The 20153-nt window shown below is 70.8% G+C and carries 23 protein-coding genes; 7 read left to right on the forward strand and 16 right to left on the reverse strand.

Annotated features, from left to right (window positions below):
- Positions 1-19: 19 nt before the first annotated feature.
- Entirely contained in the window at positions 20-1000 is a 981-nt protein-coding gene (locus ACLBKU_RS10120; protein ID WP_410179427.1) for a metal-dependent hydrolase, read from the reverse strand.
- A gap of 93 nt (positions 1001-1093) precedes the next feature.
- Here ACLBKU_RS10120 and ACLBKU_RS10125 point away from each other — a divergent pair, with 93 nt between their 5' ends.
- On the forward strand, positions 1094-2044 hold the full coding sequence (locus ACLBKU_RS10125) for an alpha/beta hydrolase (RefSeq protein ID WP_410179428.1): 951 nt from the start codon (positions 1094-1096) through the stop codon (positions 2042-2044).
- Positions 2041-2520, forward strand: coding sequence for an RNA pyrophosphohydrolase (locus tag ACLBKU_RS10130; RefSeq protein ID WP_410179429.1), 480 nt, complete (start codon positions 2041-2043; stop codon positions 2518-2520). The genes ACLBKU_RS10125 and ACLBKU_RS10130 overlap by 4 nt, the downstream gene beginning before the upstream one ends.
- A 19-nt stretch (positions 2521-2539) precedes the next feature.
- Here ACLBKU_RS10130 and ACLBKU_RS10135 read toward each other — a convergent pair whose 3' ends face one another.
- The 5 genes from ACLBKU_RS10135 to ACLBKU_RS10155 all read right to left on the reverse strand — a co-directional run bounded on the left by ACLBKU_RS10135 (position 2540) and on the right by ACLBKU_RS10155 (position 8098).
- On the reverse strand, positions 2540-3040 hold the full coding sequence (locus ACLBKU_RS10135) for a tetratricopeptide repeat protein (RefSeq protein ID WP_410179430.1): 501 nt from the start codon (positions 3038-3040) through the stop codon (positions 2540-2542).
- A 61-nt stretch (positions 3041-3101) separates the two neighbouring features.
- Positions 3102-4280 (reverse strand): RsmB/NOP family class I SAM-dependent RNA methyltransferase, encoded by a 1179-nt coding sequence (locus ACLBKU_RS10140; protein ID WP_410179431.1) that lies wholly within the window; start codon positions 4278-4280, stop codon positions 3102-3104.
- 9 nt (positions 4281-4289) lie between these two features.
- Positions 4290-5744 (reverse strand): IMP dehydrogenase, encoded by a 1455-nt coding sequence (guaB, locus tag ACLBKU_RS10145; RefSeq protein WP_410179665.1) that lies wholly within the window; start codon positions 5742-5744, stop codon positions 4290-4292.
- Positions 5745-5828: 84 nt separating this feature from the next.
- Positions 5829-7349: a M28 family peptidase gene (locus ACLBKU_RS10150; RefSeq protein WP_410179432.1), complete on the reverse strand. Its 1521-nt coding sequence runs from the start codon at positions 7347-7349 to the stop codon at positions 5829-5831.
- A complete protein-coding gene (locus ACLBKU_RS10155) occupies positions 7346-8098 on the reverse strand; it encodes a 3-hydroxybutyrate dehydrogenase (protein WP_410179433.1) in 753 nt (250 codons plus the stop codon). The genes ACLBKU_RS10150 and ACLBKU_RS10155 overlap by 4 nt, the downstream gene beginning before the upstream one ends.
- Positions 8099-8202: 104 nt before the next feature.
- On the opposite strand from ACLBKU_RS10155, the gene ACLBKU_RS10160 reads away from it, so the two are divergent.
- On the forward strand, positions 8203-9072 hold the full coding sequence (locus ACLBKU_RS10160; RefSeq protein WP_410179434.1) for a neutral zinc metallopeptidase: 870 nt from the start codon (positions 8203-8205) through the stop codon (positions 9070-9072).
- Positions 9073-9076: 4 nt separating this feature from the next.
- Positions 9077-9571 carry a hypothetical protein gene (locus ACLBKU_RS10165; protein WP_410179435.1) on the forward strand — a complete coding sequence of 165 codons (495 nt, stop codon included), beginning with the start codon at positions 9077-9079 and terminating at the stop codon, positions 9569-9571.
- 42 nt (positions 9572-9613) lie between these two features.
- Here ACLBKU_RS10165 and ACLBKU_RS10170 read toward each other — a convergent pair whose 3' ends face one another.
- Together ACLBKU_RS10170 and ACLBKU_RS10175 are read right to left on the reverse strand one after the other, a co-directional pair.
- Positions 9614-11350 (reverse strand): M56 family metallopeptidase, encoded by a 1737-nt coding sequence (locus tag ACLBKU_RS10170; RefSeq protein WP_410179436.1) that lies wholly within the window; start codon positions 11348-11350, stop codon positions 9614-9616.
- The gene (locus ACLBKU_RS10175) at positions 11347-11736 is read right to left on the reverse strand and encodes a BlaI/MecI/CopY family transcriptional regulator (protein WP_410179437.1); all 390 of its coding nucleotides are present in this window, start codon (positions 11734-11736) and stop codon (positions 11347-11349) included. Before ACLBKU_RS10175 ends, ACLBKU_RS10170 begins: the two co-directional genes overlap by 4 nt.
- Positions 11737-11864: 128 nt before the next feature.
- On the opposite strand from ACLBKU_RS10175, the gene ACLBKU_RS10180 reads away from it, so the two are divergent.
- Positions 11865-13469: an esterase-like activity of phytase family protein gene (locus tag ACLBKU_RS10180; protein WP_410179438.1), complete on the forward strand. Its 1605-nt coding sequence runs from the start codon at positions 11865-11867 to the stop codon at positions 13467-13469.
- Here the strand turns inward: ACLBKU_RS10180 and ACLBKU_RS10185 are convergent.
- From ACLBKU_RS10185 to ACLBKU_RS10205, 5 genes are all read right to left on the reverse strand, one after another.
- Positions 13466-13849 (reverse strand): PaaI family thioesterase, encoded by a 384-nt coding sequence (locus tag ACLBKU_RS10185; RefSeq protein ID WP_410179439.1) that lies wholly within the window; start codon positions 13847-13849, stop codon positions 13466-13468. The genes ACLBKU_RS10180 and ACLBKU_RS10185 overlap by 4 nt on opposite strands.
- A complete protein-coding gene (locus ACLBKU_RS10190; RefSeq protein ID WP_410179440.1) occupies positions 13846-14415 on the reverse strand; it encodes a TetR/AcrR family transcriptional regulator in 570 nt (189 codons plus the stop codon). The genes ACLBKU_RS10185 and ACLBKU_RS10190 overlap by 4 nt, the downstream gene beginning before the upstream one ends.
- A 17-nt stretch (positions 14416-14432) precedes the next feature.
- A complete protein-coding gene (locus ACLBKU_RS10195; protein WP_410179441.1) occupies positions 14433-14891 on the reverse strand; it encodes a YiiD C-terminal domain-containing protein in 459 nt (152 codons plus the stop codon).
- A gap of 103 nt (positions 14892-14994) precedes the next feature.
- Complete coding sequence (locus tag ACLBKU_RS10200) at positions 14995-15978, reverse strand: C13 family peptidase (RefSeq protein WP_410179442.1); 984 nt, start codon at positions 15976-15978, stop codon at positions 14995-14997.
- Positions 15979-16021: 43 nt separating this feature from the next.
- Positions 16022-16738: a hypothetical protein gene (locus tag ACLBKU_RS10205; RefSeq protein WP_410179443.1), complete on the reverse strand. Its 717-nt coding sequence runs from the start codon at positions 16736-16738 to the stop codon at positions 16022-16024.
- A 140-nt stretch (positions 16739-16878) separates the two neighbouring features.
- Between ACLBKU_RS10205 and ACLBKU_RS10210 the strand changes: the two genes are divergently transcribed.
- On the forward strand, positions 16879-17130 hold the full coding sequence (locus ACLBKU_RS10210) for a type II toxin-antitoxin system ParD family antitoxin (RefSeq protein WP_410179444.1): 252 nt from the start codon (positions 16879-16881) through the stop codon (positions 17128-17130).
- A complete protein-coding gene (locus ACLBKU_RS10215; protein ID WP_410179445.1) occupies positions 17127-17423 on the forward strand; it encodes a type II toxin-antitoxin system RelE/ParE family toxin in 297 nt (98 codons plus the stop codon). Before ACLBKU_RS10210 ends, ACLBKU_RS10215 begins: the two co-directional genes overlap by 4 nt.
- A 62-nt stretch (positions 17424-17485) precedes the next feature.
- Here ACLBKU_RS10215 and sdhA read toward each other — a convergent pair whose 3' ends face one another.
- The 3 genes from sdhA to sdhC are packed head-to-tail and all read right to left on the reverse strand — an operon-like array spanning position 17486 to position 20153.
- A complete protein-coding gene (gene sdhA, locus ACLBKU_RS10220; protein ID WP_410179446.1) occupies positions 17486-19354 on the reverse strand; it encodes a succinate dehydrogenase flavoprotein subunit in 1869 nt (622 codons plus the stop codon).
- A complete protein-coding gene (gene sdhD / locus ACLBKU_RS10225; protein ID WP_410179447.1) occupies positions 19354-19740 on the reverse strand; it encodes a succinate dehydrogenase, hydrophobic membrane anchor protein in 387 nt (128 codons plus the stop codon). The genes sdhA and sdhD overlap by 1 nt, the downstream gene beginning before the upstream one ends.
- An 11-nt stretch (positions 19741-19751) precedes the next feature.
- Positions 19752-20153: a succinate dehydrogenase, cytochrome b556 subunit gene (gene sdhC / locus ACLBKU_RS10230; protein ID WP_410179448.1), complete on the reverse strand. Its 402-nt coding sequence runs from the start codon at positions 20151-20153 to the stop codon at positions 19752-19754.

The raw sequence follows: 20153 nt of genomic DNA on the forward strand, positions 1-20153 counted from the left end.
GGCTCCTCGCAATGACGAATTAGGGCTTTGGATGTTCCTCGCCCAGCGGCTCGCACCGCACATCCGGCAGCGCGAGGCTGAAGCGGTCCACCACCCGCGGGTCGGTGAAGCGCGCGTCGCGCAGCACCACGGAGCCGTCGGGCGCGCGGGTGAGAAAGGGCGCGCGCGACCAGAACAGGAAGGCTTCGGCCTGCGAGTTGCCCTGCGCTCCGCGGATGGCCGGCTCCAGCGCGCAGTCGCCCAATTCGGCGATCAACGCCGCTTCCTCTGCGGGGCTGACCGTCGCTGGATCGCGGCCTTCGATAGCCGGATCGACGATTGCATAATGGCCTCTACTGCCGAGGATCATCTCGCGGTTCCAGAATGCGAGGGGCACGGGGCTGGCAATCACCGTGCGGCCGGTCACGTCGTCGTCACGGGCGAGCTTGCCCCCACTGATCGCCGCGTTCAGTCCGACATAGGCGAGCGCCGCCACCACCCCGACCTGCCCTGCCCGCGCCCACTCGGCTCCCGCCTTCTCCCGCCGCAGCGACCACCACAGGCTCGCGATCAGCAGCGTCCACAGCCACGGGTCGACGATGAACAGCGTATCGCCGTAGAACCATTGCGAGGAGAACGGCTCCAGCAGGCGGATGCCGTAGACGTTGAGCCAGTCGAAGAAGGGGTGGCTCAGGCACCCGACGAAGGCCATCGCATAGAGCCGGCCGAAGTGCACCGGCAGCCGCCCCTCGGGCCGCGTGCCGCGCTTGGTCTGCCAGCGGTCCCAGCCCCACAGCAGCCCCGCCAGCACCAAAGGCAGCAGCACCAGCGCGGGCGGCCCATGCGTGATGCCGCGGCGGAAGGCGAGGTGCTCGGTGCCGTGCAGCCAGAAAAAACAGCCCACGTCCACGTCCGGCAGGTTCGCGCCGATGATCAGCGCGGGCATGGCAAGGCCGGTCTTGCGCTTCAGCCCCGCCTGCCCCAGCACCGCGCCGACGAGGCTATGTGTCAGATTGTCCATGACTTCGCTGGCTAGCGCGGCGCGCACGATCAAGCGAGTGGAAATGCGCAGCCCCAGCGCCTATCGCTCGGGGCAAGAGACCCGGGAGAGAGCATGACCGAAACCCCCTATATCCGGCCCGACATGAAGGCCTTCCTCGACATGATGGCACAGGTGAACGGGCCCAAGCTCGCCGACATGACGCTTGAAGAAGCGCGCCAGTCCTATGTCGCGATGCACGCCCTCGCCGACCGCCCGGCGCGCGCGCTGCCGGTGATCCGCGACCTCGCCTGCCCCGGGCCTGCGGGCGAGATCCCGCTCAGGCTCTACGACGCGCGCGAAGGCCGCTCCGAGCCCACCCCGGTCGTCGTCTTCTATCACGGCGGCGGCTTCGTGATCGGCGACCTCGAGACCCACCACGCGCTGTGCACCGAGCTTGCCGCGCTCCTCGACCTGCCGCTCGTCGCGGTGCACTACGCCCGCGCGCCCGAGGCGCCCTTCCCCGCCGCGATCCTCGACTGCGAGGCGGCAACGCGCTGGGTCGCCGCCTCGCCGCCCGAACTCGGCCTCACCGCCAACGGCATCGTCACCATCGGCGATTCGGCGGGGGGCAACGCCACCGTCGTGGTGAGCCAGCTCCTCGGGGCGAACCCGGCTGCTGTCCCCGTCCTCCTCCAGGTGCCGATCTTCCCCCTTGTCGCCGACGCGATCGGCTCGGCGAGCATGGCGGCCTTCTCCGACGGCTTCCTCCTCACCGCCGAGACCATGACCTTCTTCGACGCCGCATACGCCGCTGATCGCTCGGACCCGCGCGGCTTCCCGATCCTTGCCGACCACACCGATGCGCCCCCCACGATCGTCGTCACGGCCAGCCTCGACCCGATCCGCGATTCGGGCCGCGCCTATGCCAAGGCGCTCGTCGACGCAGGCCGCGACGTGGTGTTCCTCGAGATGCGCGGCGTTACCCACTCCTTCACCAACCTGAGGCAAATGGTCCCCTCCACCCAACGCGACCTCGAGCGCGTCGTCGCGGCGATGACGTTTATGCTGGGCAGCCCGGCATGAGCCGCGAGGACCTCCCCTACCGTCCGTGCGCGGGCTTCATGCTCGTGAACGCCGCGGGCCACGTCTTCGTCGGCCAGCGCATCGACCCGACCGCGCACGGCTACTGGCAGATGCCGCAGGGCGGGATCGACCCCGGCGAGGACCTGCGCGCGGCGGCGCTGCGCGAGCTCCACGAGGAGATCGGCGTCGGCCCCGACAAGGTCGAGCTGATCGCCGGCCCCTCGCGCCCGCTGCGCTACGACCTCCCCGACGAGCTCGTCGGCAAGGTGTGGAAGGGCAAGTACCGCGGGCAGGAGCAATACTGGTTCCTCGGGCGGTTCCTCGGAGAGAACGCCGACATCGACCTCGAGGCGCACGATCCGCCCGAATTCAACGCATGGCGCTGGGTCGAGCCCGCGCTGCTGCCCGAGCTCATCATCCCCTTCAAGCGCGCCACCTACGAAGAAGTGCTGCAGGAGTTCCGGGACTTCATCTGAGGCGCGCGGGAAGGAAGCCTCAGTTCGAGGCCGGCGCGTCCTTGGCGGCCTCGACCGCGAGGCGCGCCTGGGGGACGCCGCGGGCGATGGTGCCCTGGAGCGCCCGGGTCTCGGGACAATCCTCGCCGCACAGCGATTGCAGCTGCGCGAGGTTCGCCCTCGCCTTCTCGAGCGCGCCCTTCTCGACCAGCGCCGCGCCCTCGCCCGAGATCGCCGCGAAATTGCCGGGGTCGCGGGCCAGCGCCTCGCGGTAGTAGCCGATCGCCTTGCCCTGGAGCCCCTGAGCGCGCACCGCCTCGGCGAGGTCGATGAAGATCGGGGTATAGGCCGGGTCGACCGCCAGCGCCGCCTCGAAGGCGTCGATCGCCGCCTCGCTCTCGCCCGCGTTGAGCGCCGCCTGCCCCTCAGCGATCAGCGCCGCCGCGCGCGGATCGGGCGCGGCCTTGTCGCGCGCAATCGTGATGCTCGCCGTCATCGCGAGGCACAGCGAGAGAGCGGCGGCAGGGGCTGCGAAACGCATCAGGAGCTCCTTCAGGGTGTGAGACCGGGAACCGGACGGCTGGGTCATGCCCGCAAGACTATCATGCGTGGGCCAGGCATGCGACGAAAAATCCGTCGGTGCCGTGATGGAGCGGATCGAGGCGGATGCCGCCCCCGCGCGGGGTGCCCAACGGGAGCGCGAGCGGCGCGGCGGCCCAGCCCGGATGGCGCGCGAGGAAGGCGGCGATGCGGTCCGGCCCTTCGGCATCGAGCACCGAGCAGGTGACGAAGGCGACCGTCCCGCCCGGGCGGGCAAGCTGCGCGGCGACATCGAGGACGTGGTCCTGAAGCGCGTTCAGCCGCTTCAGCTCGGCAGGGTCGAGTCGCCACCGCCCCTCGGGGCTCCGGCGCCAGGTGCCGCTTCCCGAGCAGGGCGCGTCGACCAGCACGTGATCGGCCTTGCCCTGCCACGGCGCCAGTGCGGCCATCTCGCGGCCCGGATCGAGAAGCACGATGTGATCCACCGCCGCCCCGGCACGCGCGGCACGGGGGGCGAGGTTGCCCAGGCGCCGCTTGTCGGTGTCGGCGGCGACGAGGCTCGCGGCATTGCCGAGCCGCGCGGAGAGCGCGAGGGTCTTGCCCCCGCCGCCGGCGCACAGGTCAATGATCGTGTCGCCGGGGGCGACCGGGAGCGCCTCGACGATCAGCTGGGAGCCCAAGTCCTGCACCTCGACGAGGCCCTCGAGGTAGGCGGTCCAGCTCTCGACCGGGGTGCCCGAACCGAAGCGCAGGCCCTGCGCGCTGGCGAGCGGCTCGCCGGGCTCGGGCAGGTCGAGGCTCGCGCGGTCGGCCTTCAGCGCATTGACCCGGATGTCGAGCGGGGCGCGGTCCAGCAAGGCGGCGATCTCGCGCCCGCCAAGGTCCGAGGCGCGCAAGGCGGCGGCGAGCCACTTGGGCGCAAGGCCGGTGCTGGCCGCCCCCTCGCCCTCGGCGCGGGGGGCCGGGCCGTGGGGGGAACCGTCGAACAGCGCCGCCACCGCCTCGTCCTGCGCCGCGACCGCGAGCATCGCCGCCCGCCCGCTCGCCGGGACCGGGCCGCACAGCCGGATCGCGCGGTAGACGAGATCGCGCACCGCACGGCGGTCCTTGGAACCGGCATAGCGGCGGGTGCGGAAATAGTCGGCGATGATCCGGTCCGCCGGCGCGCCCTTGGAACGCGCGGACGTGATGACGGTATCGAGCAGCTCGATCGCCGCCTGTACTCTAGCGGCGGGGGTCATATCGAGGCCTCAGCGTGTGGGATAATTCGGCGCCTCGCGGGTGATCGCGACGTCGTGGACGTGGCTCTCCGAGAGCCCCGCATTGGTGATCCGCACGAACTGGGCGCGGTTCTGGAGGTCGGCAATCGTTGCCGAGCCGGTATAGCCCATCGCCGCCTTGATCCCGCCGACGAGCTGGTGGATCACGTCCGCCGCCGGGCCCTTGAAGGGCACCTGCCCCTCGATCCCCTCGGGCACCAGCTTCATCGCCGAGACGTCCTGCTGGAAATAGCGGTCGGCCGAGCCGCGCGCCATCGCGCCGACGCTGCCCATGCCGCGGTAGGCCTTGTAGGAGCGGCCCTGATAGAGGAACACCTCGCCCGGGCTTTCGGTGGTGCCCGCGAGCATCGAACCGATCATCACGCTCGAAGCGCCTGCCGCCAGCGCCTTGGCCGCATCGCCCGAAGTGCGCAGCCCCCCGTCAGCGATCACCGGCACGCCCGACTTGGCGGCCTCGGCGGCGCTTTCCATGATCGCGGTGAGCTGCGGCACGCCGACGCCCGCGACGACGCGGGTGGTGCAGATCGAGCCCGGGCCGATCCCGACCTTGACCGCGTCCGCCCCGGCATCGACCAGCGCGCGCGTGGCCTCTGCGGTGGCGACGTTGCCGGCGACGACCTGCACGGCGTTCGAGAGCTTCTTCACCCGCTCGACCGCGCGGGCGACCTCGACATTGTGGCCGTGGGCGGTGTCGATGACGATCACGTCGACCTCGGCATCGACCAGCGCCTCGGTGCGCGCGAAGCCCGCGTCGCCGACGGTGGTCGCGGCGGCGACCCGCAGGCGGCCCGCGCCATCCTTGGTCGCGTTGGGGTAGTTCACCGCCTTCTCGATGTCCTTGACCGTGATGAGGCCGATGCAGTGATAGGCATCGTCGACCACCAGCAGCTTCTCGATGCGGCGGGCGTGGAGCAGGCGCCGCGCATCCTCCTGCGAGGTGCCGAGCGGCACGGTGGCGAGGTTCTCGGTGGTCATCAGCTCGCGCACCGGCTGCGCGGGATTTTCGGCGAAGCGCACGTCGCGGTTGGTGAGGATGCCGACCAGCCGCCCGCCCGCGTCGACGACCGGGATGCCGCTGATCCGGTTCGCCTGCATCAGCGCCTGCGCTTGCCCGAGCGTCGCATCGGGCTGGATGGTGATCGGGTTCACCACCATGCCGCTTTCGTAGCGCTTCACCGCGCGCACCGCAGCGCATTGCGCGGCGATGTCGAGGTTGCGGTGGAGCACGCCGATCCCGCCCAGCTGCGCCATCGCAATCGCCATGTCGGCCTCGGTGACGGTATCCATCGCCGAGGACAGCACCGGGATGTTGAGCGCGATGTCGCGGGTCAGGCGCGTCGTGGTGTCCGCCATGCTCGGCAGCACGCTACTCTCCGCCGGGCGGAGCAGCACGTCGTCGAAGGTCAGGCCGAGCGGGATATCCATGAGCGCCACTTTCTTGCGGTGGGAGGGCATCTCCTCTGGCGGGAGATTCGTGGCGGCCCATGTAACGACAGCCGGGGCGTTGCGCTAGGGGCGGGTCTTGTCCGGCGGCGGATAGCGCGCGGGATCGGCGACCTCGCGGATCACCGCCTCGTGGAGCAGGAGGTCGTCGACCGCCCCGCCATACTCGACCGCCGCCGCCTCGTCGGAGGGCTGGTGGTAGCGCTCCGCGATGAAGGGATCGAGAATGCCGCGCGAGCCGTAGGTGCCGCTCATCAGCACCGTCGGCACCCCCGCCTGGAGCAGCACCCAGCCGTCCTGGCGCTGGAGGAAGCTGTCGGCGAGCGCCTGGTCGCCGATGGTGCGACCGCTCTTCGCCACCGCGGCCTCGATCACCGCATCGAGCGCCGCATCGCGCCCGCGCCCGATCACGCCGACCGGGCTCCCCTCGGGAGCGAGCGCCATCATGTCGAGGTTGAAGGCGGCGACGAAGCGGGCGAGCGGGGTCGGCGGCTTCCTCACGAAGGCGCGGATGCCGAGCAGGCCCGGCTCCTCGGCGGTGGTGGCGAGGAAATAGACGTCGCGCGCCAGCGGCGGCCCGGCCTTCAATCGCCGCGCCAGTTCGAGCAGCATCGCCACCCCGCTCGCATTGTCGACCGCGCCGTTGCAGATCCGGTCCGCATCCTCCGGCGCGCCGCATTCGCCGAGATGGTCCCAATGCGCCAGCACCAGCACCGCTCCCGCCGCCGGGTCGGTTCCGACGAGGCGGCCGATCACGTTCTGGCTCGCGAATTCGCGGCGGTCCGAGGTCGCGTCGATGCTCACCGAGAGATTCAATTCGAAGGGCTCGAAGGCGGCGGCGGCGGCCTCGGCATCGGCCCTGAGCTTCTGCCAGCGCCGCGCGCCGATCACCTGCGCGAAGGCCTTGTCGGTGATGTAGGCGCCGAGGTGGTCCTGCTCGTCGCTGGCGAGGATCAGCCGCGGGCGCTCCTCGCGCGCGCGCACCGCCTCGAGCGCCGCGCGGTCGGGCAGCACGGTCAGCACCGCGGTCGCGTTCTGGGCGAACAGCGCCTCGCGCCGCGCGGTGTCGCGCCCCGGGTCGGCGAGCATCACCGCCACGGCCCCTGCGAGCGCGTCGCCGAGCACCGAGCCGTCGCCATAGCCGACGAACACCACCGGCGCGCCCGTTCCCGGCCCGCCGATCGCGAGCGCGCGGCGGCGCGAAGTGTAGACCGCCGCGTCGTCCTGCGTCACGGCGACGCGGCTCCGCCCCTGCCCGAGCGTGAGCTGCCCGCCATCGGGCTCGGTGGCGAGAAGGTCGACCGGCTGGCGCCAGTAGGAGCCCGGATCGTCGGTGCCCGAGACGAGGCCGATCTCGGTCATGCGGCTCTCGATCCACGGGAAGGTCGCCCGCGCGCCCGGGGTGCCGGGCCGACGGCCGCCGCGCTCGTCGCTGGCGAGCACCGCGACATCGGCGCGCATCCGCTCGGCGATCTCGGCGCGCATCGCGGGCGTGACCGTCGCGACCGGCGCGCGCGGGGCGCAGGCGGCGAGCGCGAGGCTCGCCAGCAGCGCCGCCAGCAGGGGAACGCGCGCGAGCCGCCTCATTCCGCCGTCCAGCCCCCGTCGATCGCGTAGTTCGCGCCGGTGATCCCGCCCGCCGCCTCGCCGCACAGGAACAGCGCGAGCGCGGCGACATCCTCAGGCTGGACGAAGCGCTTGGTCGGCTGCTTGGCGAGGAGCACGTCGTTCACCACCTGCTCGCGGGTCATCCCTCGCGCCGCCATCGTGTCGGGGATCTGGTTCTCCACGAGCGGCGTCCAGACATAGCCGGGCGAGATGCAGTTGGCGGTGATGCCGTGGGTGGCCAGCTCGAGCGCGATGGTCTTGGTGAAGCCCGCCAGCCCGTGCTTGGCCGCGACATAGGCGCTCTTGAAGGGCGAGGCGGCGAGCGAGTGCGCGCTCGCGGTGTTGATGATCCGCCCCCATCCTCGCGCCTTCATCCCCGGCACTGCGAGGCGCGTGGTGTGGAAGGCGGCGGTGAGGTTGAGCGCCAGAATCGCGTCCCATTTCTCGGGCGGGAAATCCTCGACCGGTGCGACGTGCTGCATCCCGGCATTGTTGACGAGGATGTCGACCGGGCCGACCGCCTCCATCATCGCGGCGATGGCGGCGGGGTCCATGAGGTTCGCGCCGTTGTAGCTCGCGCCGAGCTCGTCGCAGAGCTGCGCGATCTGCGCCTCCTCGCCGAAACCGTTGAGAATCACTGCGGCACCCTCGGCCGCGAGCGCGCGGGCGATGGCGAGCCCGATGCCCGAGGTCGAGCCGGTGACCAGCGCGCGCTTGTCCTTGAGCATTCGCCGCATCTCCTGCACGTTCGGGCTAACGGCAATCGCTTTTGCCTCCGCTTTCGCGCCTGTCCAGCAAATTGCTGGAGGGCCCGAGAAAAGGACGAAGACTGATGCGTTTGGGCCCCTTCGACACCTCCGAGATCAATGTCCGCTCGAGCGGCGGCGGCGGCGGGATCGGCGCGGGCGGGATCGGCTGCGGGACGATCCTCATCGCGCTGATCGGCGCGCTGGTGTTCGGGATCGACCCGCGCCAGACGATCGGGATGGTCGAGAGCGTCCAGCAGCAGACCGCGCCGAGCCGGGCGGAAGGCGGCGAGGAACTGACCGAGGAACAGGTCTGCGCGCAGAACGCCTATGCGCAGGAGGCCTGCGCCGCGCTCGCCAACTTGAACCGCACCTGGCGCGCGAGCTTCGCCAACAGCCGCGTCGCCTTCGAGGAGCCGGGGCTCAACCTGTTCCGCAATGGCCGGGTCGACACCGGCGGCTGCGGCAGCGCGACCTCGGCGGCGGGGCCTTTCTACTGCCCGGCGGATCGCCACATCTACATCGACACCAGTTTCTACGACGAGCTCGCCCGGATGAGCGGCACCGGGGGCGACTTCGCGCGGCTCTACGTGATCGCCCATGAATACGGGCACCACATCCAGAACATCACCGGCCTCGCATCGCAGGTCCGCGCCGCGCAGCAGCGCAACCCCGCCGCCGCCAACCGCCTTCAGGTGGCGATGGAGCTCCAGGCCGATTGCTATGCCGGGATGTGGGCGGGCAAGAACCGCGACGCGGTCGAGCCCGGCGATCTCGAGGAGGGGCTCCAGGCGGCGAGCGCGATCGGCGACGACACCTTGCAGCGCAACGCCGGCCAGCAGGTCAGCCCCGAGAGCTTCACCCACGGCACCAGCCGCCAGCGCATGGCAGCGCTCCGGCTGGGGCTCGAGAGCCGCGACGATGCGGCGTGCAATGTTTTCTTCGAAGGGATGTGACCCGATGCGCCTTGCTGCCCTTGCCCTGCTTCTCGCCGCCCTCGCCGCCCCCGCCGGGGGGCAGGTGGTGCCCGAGCCCGATGCGAAGGAGGTCGCCAAGACCCCCTTGCGCGACCTCAACATCGACGGCCGCGACATCCCGGAGGTGCTGGTGCGCGCCGCCGCGGACCCCTATGCGACCGCGGGGATGAAGAAGTGCAGCGCGCTCGTCAGCGAGATCGCCGCGCTCGATGGGGTGCTGGGCGCGGATTACGACATCGCCGAAGACGGCGCAAAGCGCGACCGGATCAGCGAGGGGCGGATCGGGCAGAGCGTGGTCGGCTCGATTATCCCCTTCCGCGGCATCCTGCGCGAGGTGACGGGCGCGGCGGCGAACGACCGGGCGCTGCGGGCGGCCTACACCGCCGGGATGGCGCGGCGCTCCTTCCTCAAGGGCTGGGGCCAGGGCCGCGGCTGCGCCTATCCGGCGCGCCCGAAAGCGACGACGGGCGGGAAGTAGAACCTCCCGCCCGCCGCACCTCTGCCGGGTTCCCGGTCGGCGTTACTTCGACTTGAGCGCCTCGATCTGCGCGTCGAGCGTCGCGAGGACCTGCTTGCGGACCCCTTCGGGGATGTCCTTCTCGGCCGCGATCTCGGCGCGGGCCTCTTCGAGCCCGGCGCGCGCCTCGGCAAGCCCGGCCTTCACTTCATCCTGCTGGACGCGCGAGGCTTCGGCGATGCGCTTGTGGCAGATCATGATCTTCTGGCGGCCGTCCTTCTCCTCGACGGTGTCGACCATCTCGGACGAGCCCGGCTTGCAGCCGCTCATCACCATCACCGGCGGCATCGGCGGGAGCAGCATCAGCTCGCCGTTGGGGCCGGGGGGCGACAGCGGCGTGCCCGGCGGGAGGGGGCGGCGCAGCATCATCACCTCGCCCTTGGCGCGGCGGGCCTCCATGTCGGCGCGCAGCGCGGCGATCGCCGCCTCGCGCTCGGCCTTGTCGGCGCTGCGAAGCGCGTCGAAGTGCTTCTCCATCGCCTCGCGCTCGGCGCCGTTGGGCGCACCGCGCATCACCAAGCGCACGCGCTTCTCCTTGCCATCGGCATCGCGCCAGACGTGCTCGACGACCTCGCCCTCGCCATCGGCGCTGCCCTCGCCGAGGGTCTTCTCGACGATCACGACGCTGGGCGGAGCCGGGGGCGCGGGCGGCGCGTCGGGAGCGGCCGGCGGGGCGGGCGGCGCGGGCGGCTCGGGGGCCTCGAGCACGTCCTCGTCCTGCGCGGCGTAGCTGATCGAGGCGGTGAGCGGCAGCGCCAGCAAACCCGCCCCGAGCAGGGCGCGGCCGGCCCAGCGGCGGCGGGAAGACAGGTCGGACATTTTCAGGCTCCTCAGGCGGTGAATGATTGATTTCTCGCCGAGCACCGGACAGGCCATCGGCGCGGTCAGGGCGGCATCGGTGACGGCGCCGCCCGAGGCGGCAGCGAAGCGGGCGATGAGCGCGGCATAGGCGGCGCGCTCGGCGGGCTGGCGGCGGGCCATGACCCGCGCGTCGCAGGCCGCCTCCTGGTCGCGCCGCAGCGCGAGCCAGCCGTAGCGCCCGAGCGGGTTCCACCAGTGCAGCGCGAAGAGCGGCTGGACGAGGACGTTGACCAGGAGGTCGCCGCCGCGGTGGTGGGCGAGTTCGTGCGCCAGCGCGAGGTCGCGCGCGGCCCGGTCGTGGAGCGCCATGAAGCCGGGCGGCAGGGCGATGACGGGGTCGAGCACGCCCATCGCCAGCGGGGCATGGGTCGCGGGGGTCTCGACGAGACGGATCCTGCCGAGCCGTCCCTTCGCGCGCCCCACCTCGCGGCCCTCGACAAGGAGCGCGTCGCGCAGCGCGAAATAGGCCGCGAAGCGCCGCCACAGGGTGACCGCCGCGCCCGCCAGCCAGACGAGCAGCAGCAGGTCGAGCCACAGCAGCGCGGCGAGGCTCGCGAGGAGGTCGAAGCCCGCTTGCGGCGCGGCGGCCTCGGCGGGCGCGGTCACGGCGGCGGCGTGGAGCAGCACCGGCTCGGTCACGGGCGCCGCCACCAGCGTTTCGGCAGCCGGAGCCGCGGCGGCGGCGACCGGCGCGGCGGCCTCGGGCGCCATCCACGCCGGGAGCGTCACCGGCGGCAGCACCAGACGCAGCAACGGCAGCGCCCACAGCACATAGGCCGCCTCGGGGCCGAAATGGCGCGACACCGGGCGGCGCAGCAGCAGCACGCCGCCGATCAGCGCGCCGGTCCACACCAGCGTATCGGTCAGCACCGCGCTCATGGCCGCAGCTCCCTGAGGAGCGCCTCGATCTCGTCGAAGTCCCGATCGGTGAGCGCCTCGGTCTCGGCGAGGTGCGCGACCAGCGAGGCCGCGCGCCCGCCGAACAGGCGGTCGACCAGCCGGCGGCTCTCGCCCCCGACATAGGCCTCGCGCGCGATCAGCGGGGTGTAGAGGAAGCGCCGCCCGTCGGGCTCGGCTTCGAGCGCGCCCTTCTGGACGAGGCGCGAGAGCAGGGTCTTGACCGTGGCGAGGCTCCAGTCGCGGTTCGCGCAGACCACCTTGCACACCTCGGCGGCGGTCTGGCGCGGGCGATCCCACAGCACTTCCATGACCGCGTGTTCGGCCTCGGTGATGCGTTCTCCGGCATTGTCGGTCGGCGGGCTCACGGCTGCGACTCCCCTCGCTTCATGTTTACACCTGTAGTCACAGCCGATTACAGATGTAAACCTTGCGCCCGGCTGAACGGCGCCTGCGACGGGTTGCGTATCGACGGGCGGGCGATACACCCGGACGAATGACTTGCACCCGCGCTCTCGCCGCCCTCGCCCTCCTCCTCCCTGCCCCGGCCTTCGCGAAGGACGCTGCGCCCGATGCCTTCCTCCCCGACACCGCCCCGGCCGAGCTCGCCCCGGGCGAGAAGGACACCCGCGTCGGCGAACTGATCTTTCGCGGCGGGGTCGAGATCGCGCCCGACAAGGCCGACATCGGCGGCATCTCCTCGCTGGAGTGGCACGAGGGCGCGCTGGTCGCGGTGACCGACGACGGGCGCTGGATGGAGCTCACCATCGACGAGATCGGGGGCAAGCTGGTCGATGTTTCGGGGGTGCGGCTCGGCCCCTTGCGCGACGCGCAGGGCAAGGCGCTCGACGCCAAGGTCCGCGGCGATGCCGAGGCGCTGACCCGGCTCCCCTCGGGCGAGTGGCTCGTCGCCTTCGAGCAGGACCACCGCGTCTGGCGCTTTGCCGACCTCGAAGGCAATGCGAACGGCACCAACACCCGCGCCGCATCGCTCACCGCCGGAGCCGCGCCCAACGAGGGGATCGAGACGCTCGCGGCCTATCCCGGCGGCGTGCTGGCCTGCAGCGAATGGGCCGATCCCGCCCGCCCCAACTGCCTGCGCATCGCCGACGCGGGCGCGGCCACCCCCTTCCACCTCGCCGCGCCCGAGGGGATCGCCGCAGCCGGCGGCGTGCCCACCGACGCGGCCTGCAAGGCGGACGGCACCTGCTACGTCCTGTTCCGCAGCTACAACGCGAAGGAGGGCAACCGCGCCGCCGTGGTGGCGCTCGCGCCCGACAACACCGCGATCACCCTCGGCGTGCTCGCCCCGCCGCTCGCGCTCGATAATTTCGAGGGGATCGCGGTGCGCGAAGAGCCGGGGCGGACGTTCCTCTACCTCGCCTCGGACGACAACCTCAACAACTGCGGAGTGAAGCCGGGGCCGCGCTGCCAGCGCAACCTCCTCTACAAGTTCGAGATCGCGCCCCCGCCCGGCGTAGCGCCCGCGCCGATCGCGCCCGCCGCCTTCGCCGTCGCGCCGACCGGGCGGCCCGGTGTTCGCCCCCACCCCGAGGCGGCGAGCGTCAGCGTGGTGCTCGAGACCAGCCTCGGCCCCGTCACCATCGCGCTCGAGACCGAGCGCGCGCCGGTCACCGCGGGGAACTTCCTCAAGTATGTCGACGGCAAGCGGCTCGACGGCACCACCTTCTACCGCGCGATGGCGCTCGGCGGCGAGCGCCAGCCGGCGGGCATCGTCCAGGGCGGCACGGCCAACGACCCGAAGCGCGAGCTCCCCAAGATCGCCCACGAGCCTACAGGCAAGACCGGGCTCACCCACAGCCACGGCGCGGTGTCGATGGCGATGAACTTTCCGGGCGATGCCGACGGCGATTTCTTCGTGATCGTCGAGGACCAGCCCGGCTTCGACGCCGACCCGTCCTCGGGCGACCCGGCGCTCGCGGCGGGCTATGCGGTGTTCGGCTATGTCACGAGCGGGATGGACGTCGTCGCCGCGATCCTCGCGAGCCCACGCGATCCGAACGCGGGCGACGGGGTGATGAAGGGGCAGATCCTCGCAGAGCCGGTGAAGATTCTCTCGGCCCGGCGGGTGCAGCCCTAGAGCACCAACTGCGTCTGGATCACCACCGCGACCGGTTTGCCCTCGGCGGTCTCGATGGTGGTCTGCCACACCGACATCCGCTTGCCGGTCTTGAGCGGCACCGACTTGGCCCTGACGAGGCTGCCGACCGGCGCCGCGCCGAGGAAGTTGGTCTTGCTCTCGATCGTCGTCGTGCCCTTCGCGCCCTCGGGCAGCGAGGCGACCGCGCCCACCGCGCCGAGCGCGTCGGCGAAGGCCATGATCGCCCCGCCGTGCATGATCCCGCCCGCCGTGCACAGGTCCTCGCGCACGGTGATCTCGCCTTCGACGCCCTGCGCGCTGGCGGCGGTGACGGTCACGCCCATGAGCTTGGAGAAGGGCATGGCATCGGCAGGGTTCATCGCTTTGTCTCCTCCTTGGAGCCGAGGCCCGCGATGCGCAGGATCTCCTCGGCGAATTCGTCTCCGCTCCGCAGCCGCAGCATCCCGGCGCGCTGGAGCCCGATCCCGCCGTGGGCGAGCATCCACACCCGCATGACCTCGCGGCGGCGGGTGTCCTCTTCGGCGCCGGGCGTCGCAAGCACCGCGAGGGCAACCGCGATCACCCGGTCGACCGCGCTCCGCAGGCCCGGATGGGCGTTGATCTGCGCATAGTCGCGCTGGGTCATCACGTCGTAGAGCCCCGGCTCGGCGAGCGCGAAGCGGACGTAGGCCGCGAGGAAGCGCGCCGGATCGGGCGCTTGCCTGAGCGTGTCGGCGAGCCTGTCGAAGCCGCGCGCCGCGACGCTCGCCAGCAGCGTGTCGCGGGTCGCGAAATGATTGTAGAGCGCGCGGTGGGCGACCCCGAGCCGCTCGGCGAGCGAGCGCAGCGAGAAGCTCGCGGCGGGCTCGGCGGCGATCAGGCGCAGCGCCTCCTCGACCGCGGCGGCGGCGAGGTCTCCGTGGTGATAGGCCGCGCGCCGGGTCATGGCGCCGGGCTAGCGGCTCAAGCCGCCTTCGCCAAGGCCGAGACGTGCCAGTCGACGCTCATGCGCGCGACCTCGCGGCCTTCGGCGTCGGTCATGGTGACCTTCACGGGAAAGCGCACCTTGCTTGTCGCATCGAGCGCGGCGAAGAGCGTGGGTGCCTCGGCATCGACTTGCGCCTGCGCGGTGATGGCTCCCTTGGCGGGCTTCACGAAGTCGATGGTCGAGCTCGCCGCCACGGGACGAAGCTGCGCGAGGCGCTCGAGGAACAGCCCCGCCATCGCCGCGCCCGAGGCGGCCTCGGCGAGGGTGAACAGCGCGCCGGCGTGCATCGTGGCGATGTGGTTGCTGGTGTCGCGGCTCTGCTCAAGCGTCGTTATCGCCCGGCCGGCGGCGATCTCGGTGATCTCCACCCCCACGTAGGAGGCGAAAGGAACGACCGCGGAGAGCTGGGCCTTGAGAGCGTCGAAGGGGGTCATGTGGGGGATCCTCGTTCGGGTGGATATGTATCCAGTGGATACATTATCGCCGCGCAAGGTCAATCCCCCGCGCTTCGCGTGTACTTGCTGAACGAAACGGGCCCTACTCGGCCGCCGGGCGCCCCACGGGCTTGCTCGGGGTTTGCGGCATCCCCGCCTCGATCACCGGCAGCCAGCCCCGCGCGCCCGCCCCGATGCTCACCTGCGGGAGCGAGGCGAGGAAGCGCGACTTCGCCTCCCACTCGGCGACCGAGCGCCCCGCGATCCGCGCCGCCTCCTCGAGCCCGACCGGCTGGCGCAGCGCACGGTTGACGAGCGCGTCGCCGTAATAGGTCCAGTCGTTCTCGGCGACGCAGCCGAAGGAGCTGCGGGTGCTCGCCGCGGCGGTGAGGATCGCGGTGTCGGGGCTGGCGAGCTCGGGCACGAAGACCCCCGAGTAGCACGCCGAGAGGATCAGCACCCGCCGCGCGATCCCCGCCTCGGCGAGCGCCGCCTTGAGCCGCGCGGGCGAGAGGATGCCGTAGCCGGTGTCGCCGTAGTGGTAGGCGAGCCCGATGTCGGCGCCGTGGCTGGTGGTGTAGAGCACCAGCACGTCCTCTTGCGGGTCGATCAGCTCGCCGATGCGGGCGAGGCCGAGCAGCAGCGCGGAGATCGAGCCTTGCGGCAGGTCGTCGGCGGTGCCGTCGGGTCCCGCAAGCGTCACGGTGCGCCCCGTCGCTCCGTAGCGCGCGGCGAGCACGCGCCCCGCCTCGCGCGCCTCGCGGGCGAAGACCGGGTCGCTGTCGAGCGCGATGGCGAGAACATAGGTGTCGGCCGTGCCCGGGCGCTGGGGTGCAAGCGCGGCGAGCGCGGCCTCGAGCCGCCGCGCCTGCGCGCGCATCGCGGCGGGCGAGACGCCGCGCTGGAGCTCGGGGCCGAGTGCATAGGAGCGGCGCCGCTCGGCCTCGTTGCGCCCGCTCGCGAGGTCGGGCCAGGGCAGCGTGTGCGGCGGGGGCTGGACGGCGGAAGCAGGTGCGGCTTGCGGCAGCGCGGGCGCGGCCAGCAAGCCTGCCGCGAGCGCTGCGAGGATGATCCTGCCCCTGTTCATCGTCCGCCAAGCTGCCCTTGCCGCCGGGCCCCGTCAAGCGCGCTCAGCCGACCAGCCGCCGCCAGATCACCTTCAAACTGAGGCCGAGCAGGCGCTTGTACTCGATGGTCTTGACGAACCAGTAGAACGCGAAGGCAAGGATCGCCGCGCCTTCTGTCCAGTAGACCGCGTGCCCGCAATCCGGCCCCTGCCACTGCGCGATCCCCCAGGCGGCGAGCGGCAGGGCGATCATCAGCACCCCGGCAAACGTATAGGCCCGCGCGAAGCGCGCCCTCAGCGGGGGCCACAGGATGTAGGTCAGCCGCCGCTTCGAGAAGCCCAGCGCAACCACGAACAGGCAGGCGAAGAAGGCGAAGGCGAACCCCTCGTGCCAGTCGAAGGCGGTGTCGGTGCATTGCGCGATGCCCGTGGGCACCATCGCCACGCAGATCAGCAGGACGCCCGCGAGTGTCAACAGCAGGTTCTCGGCGCGGCTGAGCCCCTGGAACAGCACGAGGAACAGCCCCAGCGCCCAGAGCAGCCCGACGAACAGGTCGCGCGTTTCCGGCACGTGGTAGAAATAGCTGATCGAGTAATGCCCGGAGTAGCCGCCCACCAGCGGCAGCACGATCGGCACCGCGAGCGCGATCACCCCGATCCCGAAGCTCTTGATGAGGAAGGCGAGATTGGCGTGGCGAGCGAAGTCCTTGCGATAGGCGTCCTTGCGCCGCCAGTCGATCGCCTTGGGATCGGGCGGGGTTGCGGGTTGTCGTTTGGCCATGTCGTGATCCCCTTGCCCTCGCCTGACCGGTTCTCTGGTACATAACGGGAACGAAGCTGTCGCGCCCGAGGCGAGGAACCGCACCGGCTGCGCGACAATCCGCATTGGCGCCGTTACCAACATCTGGTAATCGGCGAGGCATGGGAAAGAACACGTCCGTCTCGCTCGGCGACCACTACGAAGCCTATGCCCGCCGCAAGGTCGAGTCGGGCGAGTTCGCGACCATCAGCGAGGTGATCCGCGACGCGCTCAGGCGCGCGGAGGAGCGGGATCTCCGGATCGAGCACTTGCAAGCCCTTCTTCGCGAGGGCGAACAGAGCGGTGATCCGCAGCCGTTCGACCTCGCCAAGTTCCTCGACGAGATGCATGCAAGCCACAAACGGTCGGCATGATCGAACTGGTCGTCCGGCCGGCCGCGCGGCAGGATCTTGCGAACATCTGGTCGTATACGGCCACCACCTGGAGCATAGAACAGGCAGACTTCTACGTCGGGCAGATCGGGGCTCAGATGGAGAAGCTGCTTGTCTTCCCGGAGATCGGAACGCCGCTCGAGGGACTACTCACAGGGTACCGGAAGGTAAGGACCGGGTCGCACCGGATCATCTACCGGACGGCGGAGCAACAGCTCATCGTGGTCCGCATCATCCATGAACGCGAGGACGTTCCCGACGAACTCGACACCTGACGAACAAAGGCCCGGTCTCTCTCGAAACCGGGCCTCCTGAAACGCCTGGCTGACGCGCCGCCTCAATACACGCGCGCCTTGGGCTCGATATACGCGATATCGTCGGTCAGCGTGTATTCGTGGACCGGGCGGTAATCGATGCGGATGTTCGAGCCGCGGCCGCCCCAGCCGTCGAACCAGGAAATGGTGTGCTTCATCCATTCCTTGTCGTTGCGCTCGGGGTAGTCCTCGTGGGCGTGGGCGCCGCGGCTTTCCTTGCGGTTGGCGGCGGACGCCATGGTCACGTTGGCCTGCGCCATGAGGTTGTCGAGTTCCAGCGTCTCGATCAGGTCGCTGTTCCAGATCAGCGACTTGTCGGTGACGTGGATGTCCTCCATCCGCTTGTTCTGCTCGGCGAGCTTGGCGACGCCCTCGTCCATCAGCTTCTGGTCGCGGAACACCGCGCAGTGCTTCTGCATCGCCTTCTGCATCTCGGCGCGGATCTGCGCGGTCGGCGAGCCGCCGCTGGCATAGCGGAAGTGGTCGAGCCGGGTCAGCGCGAAGTCGGCGCTGTCGGCGGGAAGCTCGGGCTGCGAGGCACCGGGCTTGAGGTTGTCGCGCAGGTGGTGCCCCGTCGCGCGGCCGAACACCACGAGATCGATCAGCGAGTTCGAGCCCAGCCGGTTCGCCCCGTGCACCGAGACGCACGCCGCCTCGCCCACGGCATAGAGGCCGGGGATCACGGTGTCCGGATTGCCGTCCGGCCCGAGGGTCACGACCTGCCCGTGGTAGTTACAGGGAATGCCGCCCATGTTGTAGTGCACCGTCGGGGTGACGGGCAGCGGCTGCTTGGTGAGGTCGACCCCGGCGAAGATCTTGCCGCTTTCGGTGATCCCCGGCAGGCGCTCGGCGAGCACCTTGGGGTCGATGTGGTCGAGGTGGAGGTAGATGTGATCGCCCTCCGGCCCGACGCCGCGGCCCTCGCGCATTTCGAGCGCCATCGAGCGGCTCACCACGTCGCGCGAGGCGAGGTCCTTCGCGGACGGCGCATAGCGCTCCATGAAGCGCTCGCCTTCCGAGTTGGTGAGGTAGCCGCCCTCGCCGCGCGCGCCCTCGGTGATGAGCACGCCCGCGCCGTAGATGCCGGTCGGGTGGAACTGCACGAACTCCATGTCCTGCAAGGGGAGCCCCGCGCGCAGCACCATCCCGCCGCCGTCGCCGGTGCAGGTGTGGGCCGAGGTCGCGGTATAGTAGCAGCGCCCGTAGCCGCCGGTCGCCAGCACGACGCTCTGCGCGCGGAAGCGGTGGATCTTCCCGTCGTCGAGGCACATCGCCATGACGCCGACGCATTGCTTCACGCCGTCGCGGTCGGACATGATGAGGTCGAGCGCGAAGTATTCGATGAAGAAGTCCGCGTCGTACTTGAGGCTCTGCTGATACAGGGCGTGGAGCATTGCGTGCCCGGTGCGGTCGGCCGCGGCGCAGGTGCGCTGCACCGGCGGGCCGGCGCCCATGTTCTGCATGTGCCCGCCGAAGGGCCGCTGGTAGATCGTGCCGTCGGCATTGCGGCTGAAGGGCACGCCGGCGTGCTCAAGCTCGTAGACCGCCGCCGGGGCCTCGCGCGCGAGGTATTCGATCGCGTCCTGGTCACCCAGCCAGTCCGACCCCTTGACGGTGTCGTACATATGCCAGGTCCAGTGGTCGGGCGAGTTGTTGCCGAGCGAGGCGGCGATCCCGCCCTGCGCCGCGACGGTGTGGCTTCGTGTGGGAAAGACCTTGGAGATGTTCGCGGTGCGAAGGCCCGCTTCGGCGGCGCCCATCGTTGCACGCAGGCCAGAACCGCCCGCGCCGACCACGACGACATCATAGGTGTGATCTACGATCGTGTAGGCGCCCTTCAGATGCGCACCGCCGACGTCGTTCGCGGTTCCCTTGGGTGCTGCGGTAGCCATCAGGCGGTCCTTCCGAATGCGAGCGTGGCGACACTGAAGATGGCGAAGGCCCCGCCGCCGATGATTGCGATGTTGAGCGCGGCGAGGATCGCGAGCTTGGTTCCGGCGTCGGTCATGTAGTCCTCGATCACGATCTGCAAGCCCAGGCGCGCGTGCCAGAAGACGCTGATCACCAGGAGGATGATCGCGGTCGCCGCCATCGGGCTCGCAAGCCACTTGACGACGCTCGCATGGCCGTAGTCGCCGAGCAGCGTGAGGCTGACGATCAGGTAGCTCATCACCACGAGGTTGCCGATCGCGGTCATCCGGTGGACGATCCAGTGATGCGCGCCCTCGTGCGCCGTGCCGAGGCCGCGCACGCGGCCGATGGGGGTGCCGTTGCCCATGTGTGATCCCTCTACTTGAGCAGGATGACCGCCCAGAAGGCGGCGGTAAGAACGATGCCGATGATCGGCGAGGCGGTCGCCCAGGCGCGGTTGGTGTCGAGCTCGTAGCCCGCGCCGATGTCGAGCACGAGGTGACGGAGGCCGCTCGTCATGTGATTGAAGAAGGCCCACGAGATGCCGACCAGCACGAACAGCCCGAGCGGATGACCCATCACGCTCTGGAAGGTCGCATAGGCCTCAGGGCCGCTCGCGGCGGCGGCCAGCCACCACACCAGGACCGGCAGGCCGACCAGCGCCATGCCGTCGCCCGTCGCGCGGTGGAGGATCGACACCAGCATATGCGGTCCCCAGCGCCAGATCTGGAGGTGCGGCGACAGTGGCCGCGCGGGGTTCTGTTGGTCTCTTTGGCTCAT

Source organism: Erythrobacter sp. NE805 (assembly GCF_046452355.1).
Taxonomy (GTDB): Bacteria; Pseudomonadota; Alphaproteobacteria; order Sphingomonadales; family Sphingomonadaceae; genus Erythrobacter.